Annotated in this window: 13 protein-coding genes; all 13 read right to left on the bottom strand. The window is 39.9% G+C overall.

The features are described 5' to 3' along the window. Nucleotides 1-83 precede the first annotated feature (83 nt). The 13 genes from IW16_RS23210 to IW16_RS23150 all read right to left on the bottom strand — a co-directional run bounded on the left by IW16_RS23210 (nucleotide 84) and on the right by IW16_RS23150 (nucleotide 15,876). Nucleotides 84-1,199, bottom strand: a complete 1,116-nt coding sequence (locus tag IW16_RS23210) for a pectate lyase family protein (protein ID WP_084694608.1) — start codon at nucleotides 1,197-1,199, stop codon at nucleotides 84-86. Between the two features lie 318 nt (nucleotides 1,200-1,517). Further along, complete coding sequence (locus tag IW16_RS23205) at nucleotides 1,518-1,859, bottom strand: cupin domain-containing protein (protein WP_034750402.1); 342 nt, start codon at nucleotides 1,857-1,859, stop codon at nucleotides 1,518-1,520. A 91-nt stretch (nucleotides 1,860-1,950) separates the two neighbouring features. After that, on the bottom strand, nucleotides 1,951-2,688 hold the full coding sequence (locus IW16_RS23200) for a rhamnogalacturonan acetylesterase (protein ID WP_034750399.1): 738 nt from the start codon (nucleotides 2,686-2,688) through the stop codon (nucleotides 1,951-1,953). An 80-nt stretch (nucleotides 2,689-2,768) separates the two neighbouring features. Then, nucleotides 2,769-3,740, bottom strand: a complete 972-nt coding sequence (locus IW16_RS23195; RefSeq protein WP_034750395.1) for a pectinesterase family protein — start codon at nucleotides 3,738-3,740, stop codon at nucleotides 2,769-2,771. A 178-nt stretch (nucleotides 3,741-3,918) separates the two neighbouring features. After that, nucleotides 3,919-4,830: an alpha/beta hydrolase gene (locus tag IW16_RS23190; protein WP_084694607.1), complete on the bottom strand. Its 912-nt coding sequence runs from the start codon at nucleotides 4,828-4,830 to the stop codon at nucleotides 3,919-3,921. Nucleotides 4,831-4,928: 98 nt separating this feature from the next. Further along, complete coding sequence (locus tag IW16_RS23185; RefSeq protein ID WP_034750392.1) at nucleotides 4,929-6,602, bottom strand: glycoside hydrolase family 28 protein; 1,674 nt, start codon at nucleotides 6,600-6,602, stop codon at nucleotides 4,929-4,931. Nucleotide 6,603: 1 nt separating this feature from the next. Continuing rightward, nucleotides 6,604-7,449, bottom strand: a complete 846-nt coding sequence (locus IW16_RS23180) for a rhamnogalacturonan acetylesterase (RefSeq protein ID WP_034750390.1) — start codon at nucleotides 7,447-7,449, stop codon at nucleotides 6,604-6,606. A gap of 74 nt (nucleotides 7,450-7,523) precedes the next feature. Continuing rightward, entirely contained in the window at nucleotides 7,524-9,164 is a 1,641-nt protein-coding gene (locus IW16_RS23175) for a glycoside hydrolase family 43 protein (RefSeq protein ID WP_034750388.1), read from the bottom strand. Nucleotides 9,165-9,168: 4 nt separating this feature from the next. Further along, on the bottom strand, nucleotides 9,169-10,428 hold the full coding sequence (locus tag IW16_RS23170) for a glycoside hydrolase family 88/105 protein (RefSeq protein ID WP_034750385.1): 1,260 nt from the start codon (nucleotides 10,426-10,428) through the stop codon (nucleotides 9,169-9,171). A gap of 13 nt (nucleotides 10,429-10,441) precedes the next feature. Further along, a complete protein-coding gene (locus IW16_RS23165; RefSeq protein WP_228376982.1) occupies nucleotides 10,442-11,449 on the bottom strand; it encodes a DUF4861 family protein in 1,008 nt (335 codons plus the stop codon). Nucleotides 11,450-11,496: 47 nt separating this feature from the next. Next, nucleotides 11,497-12,912 (bottom strand): pectate lyase family protein, encoded by a 1,416-nt coding sequence (locus IW16_RS23160; RefSeq protein WP_034750384.1) that lies wholly within the window; start codon nucleotides 12,910-12,912, stop codon nucleotides 11,497-11,499. 25 nt (nucleotides 12,913-12,937) lie between these two features. Then, nucleotides 12,938-13,960, bottom strand: coding sequence for a pectinesterase family protein (locus IW16_RS23155; RefSeq protein WP_034750383.1), 1,023 nt, complete (start codon nucleotides 13,958-13,960; stop codon nucleotides 12,938-12,940). 80 nt (nucleotides 13,961-14,040) lie between these two features. Then, nucleotides 14,041-15,876, bottom strand: coding sequence for a RagB/SusD family nutrient uptake outer membrane protein (locus IW16_RS23150; protein WP_034750381.1), 1,836 nt, complete (start codon nucleotides 15,874-15,876; stop codon nucleotides 14,041-14,043). Between the last annotated feature and the right edge of the window lie 9 nt (nucleotides 15,877-15,885).

The raw sequence follows: 15,885 nt of genomic DNA, 5'->3' as shown, positions 1-15,885 counted from the left end.
CTCTTCACCTGCCACAAACAACAACGACTGAGAAAGCTCTCAGTCGTTGTCTTTTAAATAGTGTTTAAATTTCCTTATTTCAATTAAAATGAAACACAGATGTTTCCGGTTAATGTCGCTCCTGCATTAGCGGTTACATCAGCTTTCACATCTGCAGCGGCTAATTTGTTAATAGAATAGGGAGGAGTAAAGGCTGTTCCGCTTCCGGCAGTATTGCCTGTTACGTTGGTGAATAGACTTCCGGTTTGCGTCACAGCAGTAAATCCACTCATCAGGTTGATCGGTTCTTTGACGTTTTCGAAAACGTTACGGTCAACAAGAATATTGGCCTGTATGCCTGCAGCAATGCATTTATTGCTTACAGAGCTGTTAAAATAGCTGTTTAAAATATGAATTTTTCCAAATCGCACTCTTGGCATACGCTCTCTGCATCCCGGAGCCCACCAGCATCGAACGAAAGTTACATTCAGTTTTCCTGCATCAGCAGTGGCTCCATCGCTGGAACCGAGAAGATTGGAGAATCTGTGGTCATCTGTTCCGCCTGAACCGCCCGGTTTCGGAGCTTTTAAATAATGGAACTTAGTGTAGGAAACAGTGACAAAATCAGATTTGTTTTTAATATCAAAGTTTCCGTCTACACCATCCCTGAATTCACAATGATCGATCCATACATTGCGGCAGTCATCAAGAATAGCATTGTCCCAGCCGTCTGTATCATAAGCTCCGGGTCCTTCAAAGATCAGGTTTCTGATGATGATATTGTTGCATCTTTTAACATTGATGATTCCTGAGCCGTCCTTTGTCTGATCATTAGAAACCAATTTTGCACCACTGGTTCCATAAATGGTTTTTCCGGTTTGATCCTGTAGGGATAAGCGTGTCGTGATGGTAATGGTTCCTGTCACCTTAATCACTTTTACTGCAGTGTTTTCAATAGCAGCTTTCAGTTGGGCATAATTGGTTACGGTAGTTTCTGCAGCAGTTCCGCCACCGGTAGTTCCACCGTTTTGGGAGGCCCAGCCCGGAGCTAAGCAGTTGGCCAACGGGATCACAGTTTTGGCATCAATGGTGTTTTTCAAACTCAGATCATTGGGGTTTTCAGATAATTCTGTTTTCAGGTCTTCCTGATTGCAGCCTGTAAGGGCAAAAGCAGAGCTTAGAGCTGCCGTTAAAAGGGCAGCTTTGAACATTGTTTTCATAATTTATAGGTATAGTGATTTAACTGATATAAAATTATGTATTCTGTATTAAATAGTTTTATATTTTGATGTATATTTATTTATATAATTATAATGTTGTTTATTTTGTTAATTCAACCGATTGCATTTTATTATTTGTTTATTTTTTTTAATAAGGTTTTATCTATAACAATAAAACGCCCACCTATCTCACGGTTCATAAAGAAATTGATCTGTATGATCCATGAAACAGGCAGGATGAATATTTTGCTGTTTTATAAAACTTAGCTGCTCTTGTATGTGATTTAACTCATCGAATTAATCGGATGGGTTATAGATCTATGGATTGAGAAAATCTTCTCTGATCGGAGTAAAAGCATCGATCAGCTGGCCCTCTTCGAGACATTTCACACCATGAAAGATATTGGGCTGAGCAAAGAAACCATCTCCTTTTTCTAAAATTTTAGTTTCACCGTCAACTGTTACTTCAAACTTTCCTTCTGCTACATACGTTATCTGGGAATGGAAATGCTGATGCAAGGTACCAACAGCGTCTTTTTCAAACCGTACGATTACCATCATAACCTGAGCATTATATCCTATAAATTGTCTGGAAACTCCTGCCTCCAGGTCCTCCCATTCAGAATTACCGTCAAAGAATTTTTCTTTTTTAAATTTCATTTGTTTTTATATTATCAGTCATTATCAAAAGGTTTATGAATTACATTGTATTCATTGGCTGAGTGAAACGCCTTTGAAAACATGAGAATTCCTATTTAATATATTCCTCCAGACCTGTTTTCAGATTCTTAAGAGAGTGAACAGCCAGTTTTGCGATAGATTCTGCCCCAAGTTTTGATAAATGGGTATCATCATTTTTTCCTTCAGGATAATATGCTGCTTCCCCTTTTTTGTAGTGAAGATGGAGCTTTGCAGAGTTTTCCGGGCCATAGGATATTTCCAGCTGTTCCGTCAGTAACTGCAAATCTACAAACGGTACTTTCAGATCATTGGCAACCATCCTTACCACCAGAGGATATTCCTTATGGGTATCTGCCAAAACTCCGTTTTCATTGAAATTTCTTCTCACAATTGAGGTCAGCAAAATAGGGATAGCTCCCTTTGACCTGGTTTCGTTCACATACCTTTCTAAATTAGCTCTGTATTGGGTATAAGGATTGGTAAAACGGGCAGAGTCATTTATTTTCTGATCATTGTGTCCGAATTGGATCAGGACAAAATCTCCCTTTTTTAACTGCTTCATTACCTGATCCCATCTTCCTTCCGTTCTGAAACTTTTGGAACTTCTTCCATTGGCAGCATGATTCTGAATTTTAAGTGGTGACGTCATTAGCGGAGGAAGCATTTGCCCCCAGCCGTGTTCAGGATTCTTATCAGGATTTTCTTTGTTGGCCATCGTGGAATCACCGATTAAAAATAGAGTCGCTTTTTGTTGTGCCGATAATAACGCAGAGAAGAAAATATAAAATATTAAAAGAAGTCTTTTCATGTTGAATTTGATTTTTTGTAGTGGATTATTAAACCCTGTCTTTAAGCTGCCCGTTTAAAAATGGTAATTCGTAAAGCGTTTCAATTCCCATTAGGTTTCCAGTTGTTGAAAATTTTTGCCAGAGTATAATTTTTTAAATCTTTCTGGTTCAGTTGATGTGACCATCTGACTCTGTATGTGGTGTTTGCGCCATCACCTTTGCTGTTAAATTCCGCATAAAAAGCTGTTTTTTCTTTATCCGGAAACATTTTGTCGCCCTTCCATGGATTCCAGCCTTCCGGGAGAATATGTTTTTCCATTTGCGTATTGATGAAAACCGTTTTGGCATAAGGTCTCCAGGGTCTTCCAAGGTAAACTTTTGTGATACCTTCTTTAGACGTCAGCCGGCAGTCGAAAAAGACGAAACCATACCGTTGGCTTTTCTCCGTTGCCGCTGCTGTGATATAAGAATCCGCCAGGCTTTTAATGGTACAGTTTTTAAAGACGACCGTTGCCTGCCCAAAAATAAAATCTGTTGTTCCTTCTATATAACAGTTTTCAAAATACTGTCTGCTGTGATTGGTAGCAGCATAAAAGGTGTCCTGACATCCCAGAATACTGGAGTTTTTAATGATAAACCGGTCGCCTTCAACGTGAAGAGCTACTGCTTGGCCTTCATTACATGAGCTGTTTTGAATGGTTAGATTGCTTATTTTAATGTCATCACCCATCACCAGCAATGTGTATGAATTGAATGTGGTCATCTTTTCACCCGAAGCATCCGGTTTTCCTGAGAAATCATTATTGGTGATAATGGTTTTGTCTTTATCCTCGCCTTCTAACGTGATTTTATGTTTTGAAGAAGGAATCGCCACCTTTTCATGATACGTACCGGACTTAATAAAGATGAGTGCTTCCGAGGGCCCTAAATCTCTTACTGAATGGATTGCTTTCTGGATGGATGTAAAATCTCCGCTTCCGTCCTTGGCTACCGTAATTTTGATGTAAGGGTCGTTTCCTGCCAGAAGAAGCTGAGCTATGGAAACGAAGAGCATTAAAAACAATTTTTTCATATCAATTATTTGAATTAAATACAGAGATTTTTACTAAAAAAATAGATGGAAACGTATATTCAAGGCTGCAAAGAAGCAATCAATGGCATTGGTTTTTATGAAGTATTCTGTAGACAAAACTTAATCACAGACCATTTTTAGCCTCATTCACACTCCATCTCGTCCTCAATCTTTTCTCCTATTTAAAAATCTGATCTAAAAATTCAACCGTATAATTCAATGTTTCTGTGAACCACGGTTCTGCCGACCAGAATGAATGGGGGGTATCTTTTATTTCATGAAATTCTGTCTTGATATTATACGTTTTCAGCTTTTTCATCATATCGCCCCGTCCTGCATGAAATCTCGGTTGGGAGCTATTGATAAAAAGGGTGGGAGGTGTATTTTTATCAACGTATTCCAAAGGAGAGGCTTCGGTCCAGTTTTTAAGGTTGACATTTCTGTCACCACCCAGCCAATAAGAAGCATAAGTACTTTCTTCTGCTTCGGGGTGAATGAACGAGACTATTCCGTCAATATTGATTATGGCCTTAATTTGATGTTTTGATCGTACTCCGGCCAAGGTCGCAATCTGTGCTCCGGCAGACTCGCCCAGAACGGCTATTTTATTCTGGTCTAAAGAATATTTCTTCCGATTTTTCTTTAACCATTGAATAGCTTTCTCAATATCTTCCACACCACCGGGATATTTTGCCACATCGGCCAGGCGATACCCCACAGCAATAGCTACATAGCCTTTTGAAGCCAGCTCCTGAGCCATATATTTTTCATTTTCCTTACTTCCCGAAATCCAGCCGCCGCCATGAACCATAGCAACTCCCGGATATTTTTTGGAGGCATCCAGAGGGTAATAGACATCAGCTTTGAGAGAAATCCCACTGATATTGGCATATTCTATATCCTTATCAATTCCGATATTTTGGGGAACCGGTCGGTCTAATGGCGTAATGAAAGCGTATTTTTTTTTAAGCTTTTCGAAAGTGGCCTCGATGGTGTAGGGAGAAGCATTCGGCCGCTGAACCTGACCGAATGCTACCATTCCTCCCATTAAAAAAATAGAAATATAAGTAGGTGTTTTGTTAAAAATCATTCGCTTATGGGAATTTTTTTATACAATTTTTTAAGACTAATGATATCATGTTGGGAATCGCAGGGTGAAATTTTTACGTTTCTGTGATCACCAATTATTTAATGCTCTTTAACTGAATTTTTAGCGACTTCCGGACCTATGGAAACAGCCATTTTATCATGGGCGATTTCTTTCGGTAAGAGTACTGATCCTGTTTTATTTCCCAGGACTTTTACAACAGACTTATTTTGAGTTTCAAATTTGACGGTCGAAAGATTGATGTTTTTACTGTTGTAGACCGTTGCTCCGGTACCTTCAGAGTACTTCATTCTGACATTTTTTAATTGAATACCGTCTGCATCAACGATGGTTAAAGCTCTTTTGGTGTCAAACTGGGAATCTTCAATGACGATGTTTTTAAGATTCATTTCAGCCAGTCCAAATAAAGTGATCGCCTCATAAGAATGAACAGCATTGATATTTTTAAAATAAATATTTCTGAAAACAGGCGTTTCTTCAGTCACAGGGTAGACCTTTTCGGGGGCTTTATTGCCTTCTTTTTTCTGTCCTTCCTCTAAAACAGGGGAGGCTCCTTCGTAGAACATATTGAAGCCAATCGTCTGCGTAGGAATATTAATCATATCAATATTTTTGATATAAATATTTTCAACGATTCCACCTCTTCCCCTGGTGGTCTTGAAACGAAGGCCGATATCTGTTCCGATGAACGTACAGTCCGAAACATGGATATTTCTTGCCCCTCCCGACATTTCACTTCCTACCACAAAACCTCCGTGGCCGTGGTAGACAACGTTGTTTTTGATGATTACATTTTCGGTAGGCATATTTCTTTTTCTTCCGTCTTCATTTTTTCCAGATTTAATACAGATTGCGTCATCTCCCACATCAAAAGTATTGTCGTAGATCAAAACATTTTTACACGATTCCAGATCTACGCCATCTCCATTTTGAGAAAACCACGGATTTCTTACCGTAAGATTCCTCAATATAACATTCGTGCACATCAGCGGATGAAGATTCCATGCCGGTGAATTCTGGAAAGTAGGACCATCCAGCAGTACTTTATCGCAGCCGACGAGACTTACCATAACGGGACGAAGGAAATCTTTTACCGTTTTCAGGTCGTCTTTAGATATTTTATCAGGAACGTTGAAGCTGGAACTGCTTTCAAATCCTTTTTTATAACTTTCGGAAGGATACCAGGTTTTGCCGTCAGGAGACAGTATTCCGCCTGAAGAAACAATTCCTTTCCATTCTGATTCTGCCACTTTACTCTTTTTAATAGCTCTCCATGCATCACCGCTTCCGTCGATGACTCCTTTTCCTGTAATCGCAATATTGCTTGCGTTTTTAGCAGAAATCGGAGACTGGCAGCGGATGGTATTTAAGCCTTCAAAACTCACATCTACCAAAGGGTAATCTTCCTTGTCCTTACTGAATATGATGAAAGCTCCTTCTTCTACATGAAGGTTGATATTGCTTTTTAATTCGATAGGACCTGTAAGCCACATACCGCGGGGAACTACCAGTTTCCCTCCGCCTTTTTTGCTGAGATCTTCAATGGCTTTTCTGAAAGCTTCGGTATTTTTTACATTTCCTCCTGCAATTCCTCCATATTGGGTGATAGAAACTGTGTTGGCCGCAAAGGAAGTTTCTGCAACCTGAGGCATTTTAAACTCAATGTTTTTATAAATATCCGTATTTTGAGCCTGTATCTGCCCTGAAAAGATCATGGCTGCTGCTAAACCGATAATTGTAAGAGACTTCTTCATTTTATTTTTTTTGAGTTGTAATTACTTTTTTAAATTCTTTGTAGACCATAGAAGCTACGGCTTTGGCTCCTTCCGGCTGAAAATGGGTGTTGTCTTTCTGACCTTTCGGATATGCTTCGTACAGGTTTTCAGGAAGATTCATGAAATAATGATTTGTGGTGAAATCCTGTCCTTTTTGGGTAAAGTACTCCATTGACAATTTATTTAAATCAATATAAGGAACATTCATTTCTTTAGCGACATCGATTGGAGCCTGTGCATATTCTCCATGTACATTTTCCAGTTTTCCGTCTTTCCACGGATAATTTCTGGCAACGGGTGTTACAATGACAGGATTTCCTGCTTTTTGTCTTGTCTGAGACACAAATAGCCTTAAAAATTCTTTATATCCCTGAATATTTACGTACCGGTCGGGATGCTTTTCTGAACCGTCATTATGACCAAACTGCATAATAACATAATCGCCCGGCTGTAAATGATCATACACATACCTCCATCTTCCTTCCTGGAAAAAAGTTCGGGTGCTTCTTCCGCCATGGGCCCTGTCGATAATGGCTACAGAATCTGTTGTGATTGCGGGTTGTAAAGAAGTCAGGCTGTCTTTTACAAAAAAAGGCTGAAAAACCTGTCCCCAGCCTGTGATGGGATAGCGGACTTTCATATACTCTTTACCGGGATCATAATTTCCTGTATAATCTGCCATCGTGGAATCTCCGATAAGATAAATATGGGTAACTTTCTTAGTCTGTTTTGCTGTCGTCTTTTGAGCATTGCTTTGTGACTGGCATGCAGATAAAAGCAGAATGCTGAATAAAAATGAAACTGTTTTAAATGGTGTTCTTTTCATGACTTATACATTTGCTGGTCATCGCAAAGCTTCATATTTTTTAAATTTGCGATGGCCATTCCTCATTCTTTAATCTAATTTTTTGTAATTCTAAACCAGTCGAAATCAGCATATCCGCCACGGGGTACTTGAGCTGTGCTTATGCTGTAGAGACCTACTTTAGCCCCAATCCATTTTCCCGGTTTTGCCTGAAAAACTTCACCAGCTTTAAGAAAAGTCTTTCCATTTTCGCTGTAGCTGAACTGACATAGGCCGTTGGGTTCTTTTACATGTACTTTTAGATATACTTCATTTCCTTTTAATTTAGTTTCAAATACAACTTTTTCGTCTCCGCCCTTGTCTGCCTTTTCTGCTCTTCTGAGCTGTACATAATATCCGTCAGGTTTATTGGTAATCACTATGGATTCATGGTCTGTTCCCATAATCACTAATCCGGCAGTTTTACCTTCCTTGGCATCTTCCGGAGTTAATTTAACTTTCGTTGATGCGGTGAAATATGGTGCCGGAAACTTTTGGGTCAATACATTGGGAACATTCCATAGGCTTTTTTCACCTTCCTTCACTTTCATGGAAAATAGTCTTAAAAATTTCTGTCCCGGAAGTTTAGACGACCAAACAATATTTTCATTGGCACTCCATTGCCATTGAAGTCCTAATTTTTCACCATCAAATTCATCCGTTTCAGGAGGCGTAACAACAGGGTAGGACTCCCCAATATTTGGTTTTTTATAGGTTGAAACAGGTTCTCCGATTCCGTTTTTATCCGTGTCAGTTCCGATGACAGGCCAGTCTTTTTCCCATTTCATAGGTTGCAGATGGACGATTCTCCCGTAAGCATCGGCATCCTGAAAATGATAAAACCAGTCTTCACCGGAAGGTGTATCTACCCAGGCTCCCTGATGCGGTCCATTGATCTTTGTTGAGCCCTGTTCCAATACTGTTTTTTCTTCATAGGGACCGTAAATGTTTTTGGATCTCAGGACCAATTGCCATCCTGTAGCAACGCCTCCTGCCGGAGCAAAAATATAATAATAGCCGTTTCTTTTATACATTTTGGGACCTTCCACCGTTGGATGTGCATCGTGACCATCAAAGACGTGTACTCCTTTATCCAGAACTTTTGTTCCTTCAGGATTCATTTTATTAACAGAAAGCAAACTTTTAACTCCTGCACGGCTTCCCGCCCAACCATGAACCAAATAGGCAGTTCCATCCTCATCCCAAAAAGGACAGGAATCAATCAATCCTTTTCCTTCCATAACCAGAACCGGTTTTTCCCATACTCCAAGAGGATCTTTGGTTTTTACCATATAAATTCCGAAATCGGGATCGCCCCAATAAATGTAGAACTCTCCTTTATGAAATCTTATGCTGGGTGCCCAAATACCATCACCTCTTTTGGGGGTAGAAAAATGTTCTGACGGAAGGATATCGTGAACAGCATAATTCACCAGTTTCCAGTTGACCATATCTTTTGAATGAAGAATCGGCAGCCCCGGCGCTTCATTGAAACTGGAAGCGGTCATATAATAATCGGTCCCTACACGTATGGCATCCGGATCAGAATAATCTGCGTAAAGAATAGGGTTTTTATAATTTTTCCCCTGATCTGCAGTCCATACTTCAGAGACGTATGGTTTTTCCTGTGCGGTAAAATATGTTGATGCAGCTGAAATTACAGTGATGGCTGCGCTGCCTAAAATGTTTCTTATCATCAGATTACTGTTCAAATTCTAAACTTGCCAGGATAAAAGGTCCCGTTCCTTTCGGATCATTGGACCGGACTTCCTCACTGATATAATATTCGTAGGAGCCGCTTCGGTAAGGTGTTCCTCCCAAACCTGCCACTGCGCAGCATTTATTTAAGCTTACCAGTCCGTTTTCGTCAACGGTGATCAGATTATCAATGATTCCGTCGTAGCCTTTTTTAGCGTAAGTTTTATAGGATTTCGGAAGATAACCTTTGTTGACAGATTTGATGATCGTATAGACAAACATGGATGATCCTGTCGCTTCGAGATAATTTCCTTTTTCTCCGCCTTTATCCAAAACCTGGTACCAAAGCCCTGTTTCTTTATCCTGAACTTTGATGACCGCGTCGGTGTAAGATTTTAAGTAAGAAATTAATTTTTTTCTTCCCGGATGATTTTGTGGAAGATAATCCAGTACATCTACCATAGCCATTCCGTACCAGCCCATAGCTCTTGACCAGAAATGAGGTGAAAGCCCGGTTTTTTTACTCGCCCATGCCTGTTCTCTGCTTTCATCCCATGCGTGATACAACAGACCTGTTTTTTGATCTGAAAGATGTTTTTGAATTAAATCAAACTGATTGATAATATCGTCGTACGCTTTTTCAGCATCGGCTCCTTTTGAAAACTCGTGGGTGTAATTGGCATAAAACGGTTCGCCCATGTACAATCCATCGAGCCACATTTGGTCAGGATAGATTTTCTTATGCCAGAAACCGCCTTCTGATGTTCTGGGCTGTCCGTCGATTTGTGACCGCAGCGTTTGTAATGCCCTTAGATATTTTTCTTTTTTCTCCTGCTGATAAAGGTAAATTAAAACATTTCCGCAGTTCAGCATATCGATATTATACTTGCTAAGGTCGTATGAAACAATAGTTCCGTCTTCTTTTACCATCGTATCACCAAATCGGGTAATGTAGTTGTAGTATTCTTTATTACCTGTCTTTTTGTATAACCTTTCTGCCCCTTCCAGTACAATGGCGGTAGGGTAGCTCCACTTTGGATTTTTATTGTAATCAAGCATCCATGCCTCAGGGAATCTGCTGATCTCGGATCGCAGCATTCTTTCTGACCATTTGAGGTGAGCGGGAATTATCTTTCCTGATTTTGATTGTTCAGCGGTAATTTTTGAAGAGACGGCATTTCCGGTTTGAGCACAGGCCAGGAATATCCCTGAACCCATGACTGCCAATGCATATATTTTGATTTTATGATTAATAAAATTCATTTTATTTCAAACTTTAAAGTTGATTATTTTTATCTAAAATCTCCAGTTTTTTCTCCAGATCCTGGTAAAAAGATTCTTCAGTGGTCAATCCGCTGGGCTCAAGGGACCATGCTCCCAAAAAGTAATAGGAAACGTTTTTTGTTTTCCTGAAAACCACAGTGTGAGTAGATTTTGTTTTCACGTATTTGTCAAAACTTTCAACAGGGTAGAAGATGGCCATTCCCAGACGATCGTCTTTTTTAGTTTCAGTCTGGTTTCCGTAGGTGGCGATGTAGGCCCATTTTTTATTGTTACTGATTCCCTGTTTCACAGGAATATTTTTAATAGCCACAATTCCTGTACACAATCCGGAAAGGGTATTGCTCAAAGACAAATCTACCTTTACAAAACGGTCTTTGGGAAAAATGGTCAGTTTTGACTGAAGATCTACCGCGGTACCCCAGGTTTTCCAGCCTTTATAATTGATGATTGCGAAAGATTTGTCTTGTTCATTACTGACTTTAGCGGTTGTATTTTTTACCGTTTTGAACGTTTCCACGTAGTCATTCTGCTCGTCATACCTTCCATAAGAACCGATCCCAATGGTACGTCCGGACTTCAGAATATCCTGCCCCCACGGAGCATCATGATGATAAGATTCGAAACCGTCCTGACCGACCTCCGGTAAAACCAGCGTGCTTACTTTTTTACCGAAAATATCGGTTGCATTCCTCCAGTCCAGATAAAGCCTGTAGCCAATCTGGTTATTTTCCAGTCCGATACCCTCATATCTGATGTAGGTAGAATGATCCGTATGTTCTGCAGGTAGAGTGAGTTCCTGAATATTTTTGAAAGTACCGCCGATGTATTGATCTCCTTCCCATTGTCCGCCTTCTTTTACCGAAAGCTCAGCATAAGAAAAAGGGGTTTTATGATTTTTCCGTATTTTTTCAATGACAGAAGTTTGAGCCTGTAATACTACAGAACTCATGAATACTCCTGCTGCACCTATTTTGAATAGACTGAATTTCAATTTTGACATAATCATTTTTATTATATAACCGGGTTTAACAAAAGTTTTCATGGTTATTAGTTTTGCTCCCCGGTTATTGGATTTACTATATCATTGAGGTACACCTCTATATTGTCGTAATCTTTATCTAGATTTCTTCCGTTTGCATTAGCTGATTTGGGGTTTAGACCGTGTTTTATTTCCCATGAATCGGGCATTCCATCGCTGTCAGAATCGGGTAGAGGTGTTCCTGCCTTCAATTTTGGATAACCACCGACATCGTTTTGAGAATCAATGATTCCGTTGGTACTTCCTTTGGACCCCTCGTAGGTGAAGTTTCCTTTTCTGACATCTTTTAATATATGCAGATCTACTGCATCTCTAATCAGACTTGCTCCTCCCAACTTTAAAATTTTCGTATAAGCCTCTTTCGCAGAATAGGTCTTTATGTTATCCTGAATATCATGGGGCCGATTGATTTTAATGGAATTCCTGTCCTGATCGGTCAGGTGATAGGAAGGTTTCATCTGACTGAAAACTCCTTCCGTCCAGTTGTTCCGGGTAACTTCCGGATTTCCTTCAATCACATTTCCGGAGATGTAATATTTCCCCCAGATATTGTATACTTCTGTTTCCGGTTTTTCATTTTTATCAATCGCAATAATTCTCTGCTTCGTTATCGTTGCAGGACCTGGTTTATAATAATTATTGATGATATTCACATTCATTGCTTCGCCTCCATAGATACTGTTGTGCCCCCAGTTATAAATAACATTATTTCTGAAATCGGTAAGATCTGTTAAGGCAAATTGACTTCCGGCATATTCTCCCAGTCTCGGATTTCGGCTGTCGTGATGGGCATATAGATTATGATGAAAAGAGGCCGATTTTCCTCCGGCAATTCCACCATATCCGTGCGCTCCTTTCTGATGAACAGAATTTCTTAAACTTTCTGCTATGATACACCATTGAAGTGTTGTATTTTCATTGTTGTAAATGGAAACTGTTTCATCAGTTGACCAGCTCATTGAACAATGATCCACCATCAGATTTTTTATAAATCTTGCTCCAAAGGCATCACCCTCAAATTGTTTCTGATCTCCCATTCTGAATCTCATATACCTGATGATAACATTGTCTGATGCTACAAAAGTTTCGTAATTGGCAATCGTAATTCCATCTCCGGGAGCAGTCTGTCCGGCAATGGTTACGTCACCTTCATGTATTTTTAAAGGGGACTGGAGATAGATGGTCCCTCCTGTTTTAAAAACAATATATCTCGGACCTTTCTGGTTGAGAGCATATCTCAGTGTTCCTTCTGTACCGTCATCCGAAGTTTTCGTCACACAATAAACCTTTCCGCCGCGTCCACCGGTTGTATATCTCCCGAAACCTTCTGCTCCCGGGAAACTCAAAACATTCTGAGCTTCGGCAGAGGCAGTGGCAATGCAGATAATTCCTATGGTAAATAACTTGGTTAATTGTTTTTTCATGATTAAAACCCCTTGATATTGAAATTTATTGCAGACTCTTTCTAAGGTTCCAGTTGTCATTCCCTTTCAGAATATATTCTGCTGTGTATTGTTTCTGGTCTTCTTTGCTTATCTGATGCGACCACGAAACTCTTTTTGAAGGATTGGCTCCTTTTCCTTTTGAATTAAATTCTCCATAAAAGGTTGTCTTTTCAGCGTCTGGTTTGCTCCAGTTGTGCCACCCTTCAGGTCTGATAGTAGAATTCATTTCGCAGTTGATGTATACCGTTTTGGCAAAAGGTCTCCAGGGTCTTCCGAGATACACTGAATTTTGATTGGCATTTCCAATGATTTTAGAATCAATAAAAACAAATCCGAAAGCCTGACCCTGTGGAGTAGACGCGGCAGTTATATAAGAGGCACTCTCTTTTGAATAAATAATACAGCTTTCAAAAACAGCCGTTCCGGCCCCAAAAATATAATCCGTGGTGCCTTCGATAAAGCAGTTTTTGAAATAATTTCTTGAGGATCTGCTCTTATCTGTAAGGTCCTGCGTTCCCTTTAAATATAATGTATCCTGATTCCCGAGGAATCTGCAGTTTTCAAAAGCTGTTCTGTCACCAGTTGTCAGGACGGCAACGGCCTGCCCTACCTTTCCCGAACTGTTTTCAAATGAAATATTCTTTGCTGTAAAATCATTTGAATAAATAAAAAGAGTGGCTGAACCCGTTGTGCCTATTTCTTTTCCTTCCTGATTCTTCTTTGAAGCGAAATCATCATAAGTGATTACAGTATTTTCAGGACTTTCTCCTTCGATAAGCATAGCGCTTTTGGTTTCAGGAATAATAATCTTTTCTTTATAAACTCCGGCTCTAATAAAAATTTTTGTTCTGGATGATGAACCATTTTCAACGGCATCAACCGCTTGCTGTATGGTGGTGAAATTGCCTTTTCCGTCCTTCGAAACCACGATTATTTTATCATTAATTTTGAAAGAAAGGAGACAGATCAGCATGCCCGGAAAAATAGCAAATCCTTTTAATTTTTTAATAAAAGCAGAAATTCTCATTGAATTGTTTTGTTTAAAATACAGACCTCTCTGTGAAGAGAAAGCCTGTATTTATTTAATATGAATATGAAACTACGTATCTAATAACCATAATCCTGCGTGAGATTATAGTTGGAATTCACAACGTCCAGAGCTATCGGCAGAAGTTCTCTTTTGTTGGGCTGGAAATAGTGCGCATAACTTTTTATAGGATCCCCACTGATGTAAGGCTGGGTCATAGCAAGCCTCCAGTTGATTTTCGTATACCCGGAAGGGGTTGCAACACTTTGATTCGGGTTGTAGAAAACATCTGCTTTGGCAATTCCGTTAACGTAAAGATCCATGTCCAGTACATTCTGCTGTGCGGTTTTCGATGGCACATAATTGATGACATTTGATGCCGGTTTCTTGTAGAAAATATATTCCGGAACGTTGGCATAGGCACCAACTCCATTCATAAAGTCGGTAAGCTTTTGTCTGGTTTCATTGATTTTCGTTTCAAGAAGATTCCAGCGGATCAGGTCATATTTTCTTAATCCTTCGCCTCCGAATTCCAGCATCCTTTCCTTTACAATAAAATTGAAGAAATCATTTTTACCCGTTGGTATTGTGCCTACCTGTCCCAGGTTTCCGGCAAAAGCCCTCTGCTTTACAGAAAGTACGGCATTCACAGCATCCTGAGAAGGTCCGTTATTCAATTCATTGTCAGCTTCTGCAAACATCAGCAGAATATCAGAATACCTTACCAATGGCCAGTCAATTCCCAAATTCTGGGAAGTACCGGTAATGTTAGTCCATGATTTTCTGAATTTAGCATCATTCCAGTTGATAGAAGTCTGAAGGTCTTCCTGCTTGGTGGTGCTTACTCTGAAGATGGCAATATTCACATCTCTTCTCAGGTCAAATTTGCTGAATTCATAGAAATACGTTGGAATGGCACTGATACCTCCTGCTGACTTCCAGTCTGTATCATCATGTCTTAATCCGTTGTAATATCCAATCTTGGAATCTGTTCTTGAGTTTCCTCCGAAAGCACCCACTGCAAAAATAACCTCATTCGTTGCATCCTGAGAATTCGTGTGCAATGATCTGAAAAGGCCTTCATAACTGGGGTTAAGTTTATGTTCTCCGGAATTGATGATATCCCTGCATTCGTCGTAGGCGATCTGATAATATTTTTGAGGATTGGAACCCTGTGCCATAAGCTGTGGGCTTCTTCTTAAAGAATATCCTGCTCTTGCTAATGCTATTCTGGCTCTCAGGCCCTTAACGGCAGCCTTGGAGATTCTCTGCGCAGTTGTTCCGCCTTCAGATTTCCATGGAACCAATGTGGCTGCTTTAGCCAGGTCATCTAAGATTTTATCATAAATTACATCACGGTCTGTTTTAGGTAAATAAACAGTCGCAAGATCTGCCGAAGGAATCTCCTGAAAAGGGACATCACCCCAGTTTTTGATCAGATCATAATAAAACTGAGCTCTTAACGTAAGTGCTTCACCCAGATATCTGTCCATCAGCTTTTTGTCCGCTGCAGATCCTGTCTGATAAACAGGGGAAATGGGAATATTTTTAATAACAAGATTCGCTCTTTCGATTCCTGCATATGTATCTAGGAAAGGTCTTAACAGTTCCGTATTGGTAGGAACTGCTCCAAAACAGCTGATTCCCCGTCTGTCGTTGGCATTGTAATCTCCCGATGTTCTGAAATCATCACCAGACTGGCTAAGAATAAGATTCATTCTCTGCCCATAGGTATTGTCACCCATGGCACTGTTATAAACTCCAACCAGCGCTGCAAAGGTATCTGATGCAGAGTCGAATTGTTGTTTTTCTGCTGTATTGGATAAGTTTTCTACTTCTAAATAGTCGCTGCATGAATAAACAGAAGCCATACCGACGATAGAAAAGAAAATGGCTAAGAATTTATTTTTGTTCATAGGGTTAGT

The sequence above is a fragment of the Chryseobacterium vrystaatense genome (assembly GCF_000737765.1).
Classification (GTDB): Bacteria; Bacteroidota; Bacteroidia; order Flavobacteriales; family Weeksellaceae; genus Chryseobacterium; species Chryseobacterium vrystaatense.
Note: the sequence above shows the minus strand (reverse complement) of the source record. Positions and strands in the feature narration are given on the sequence as shown.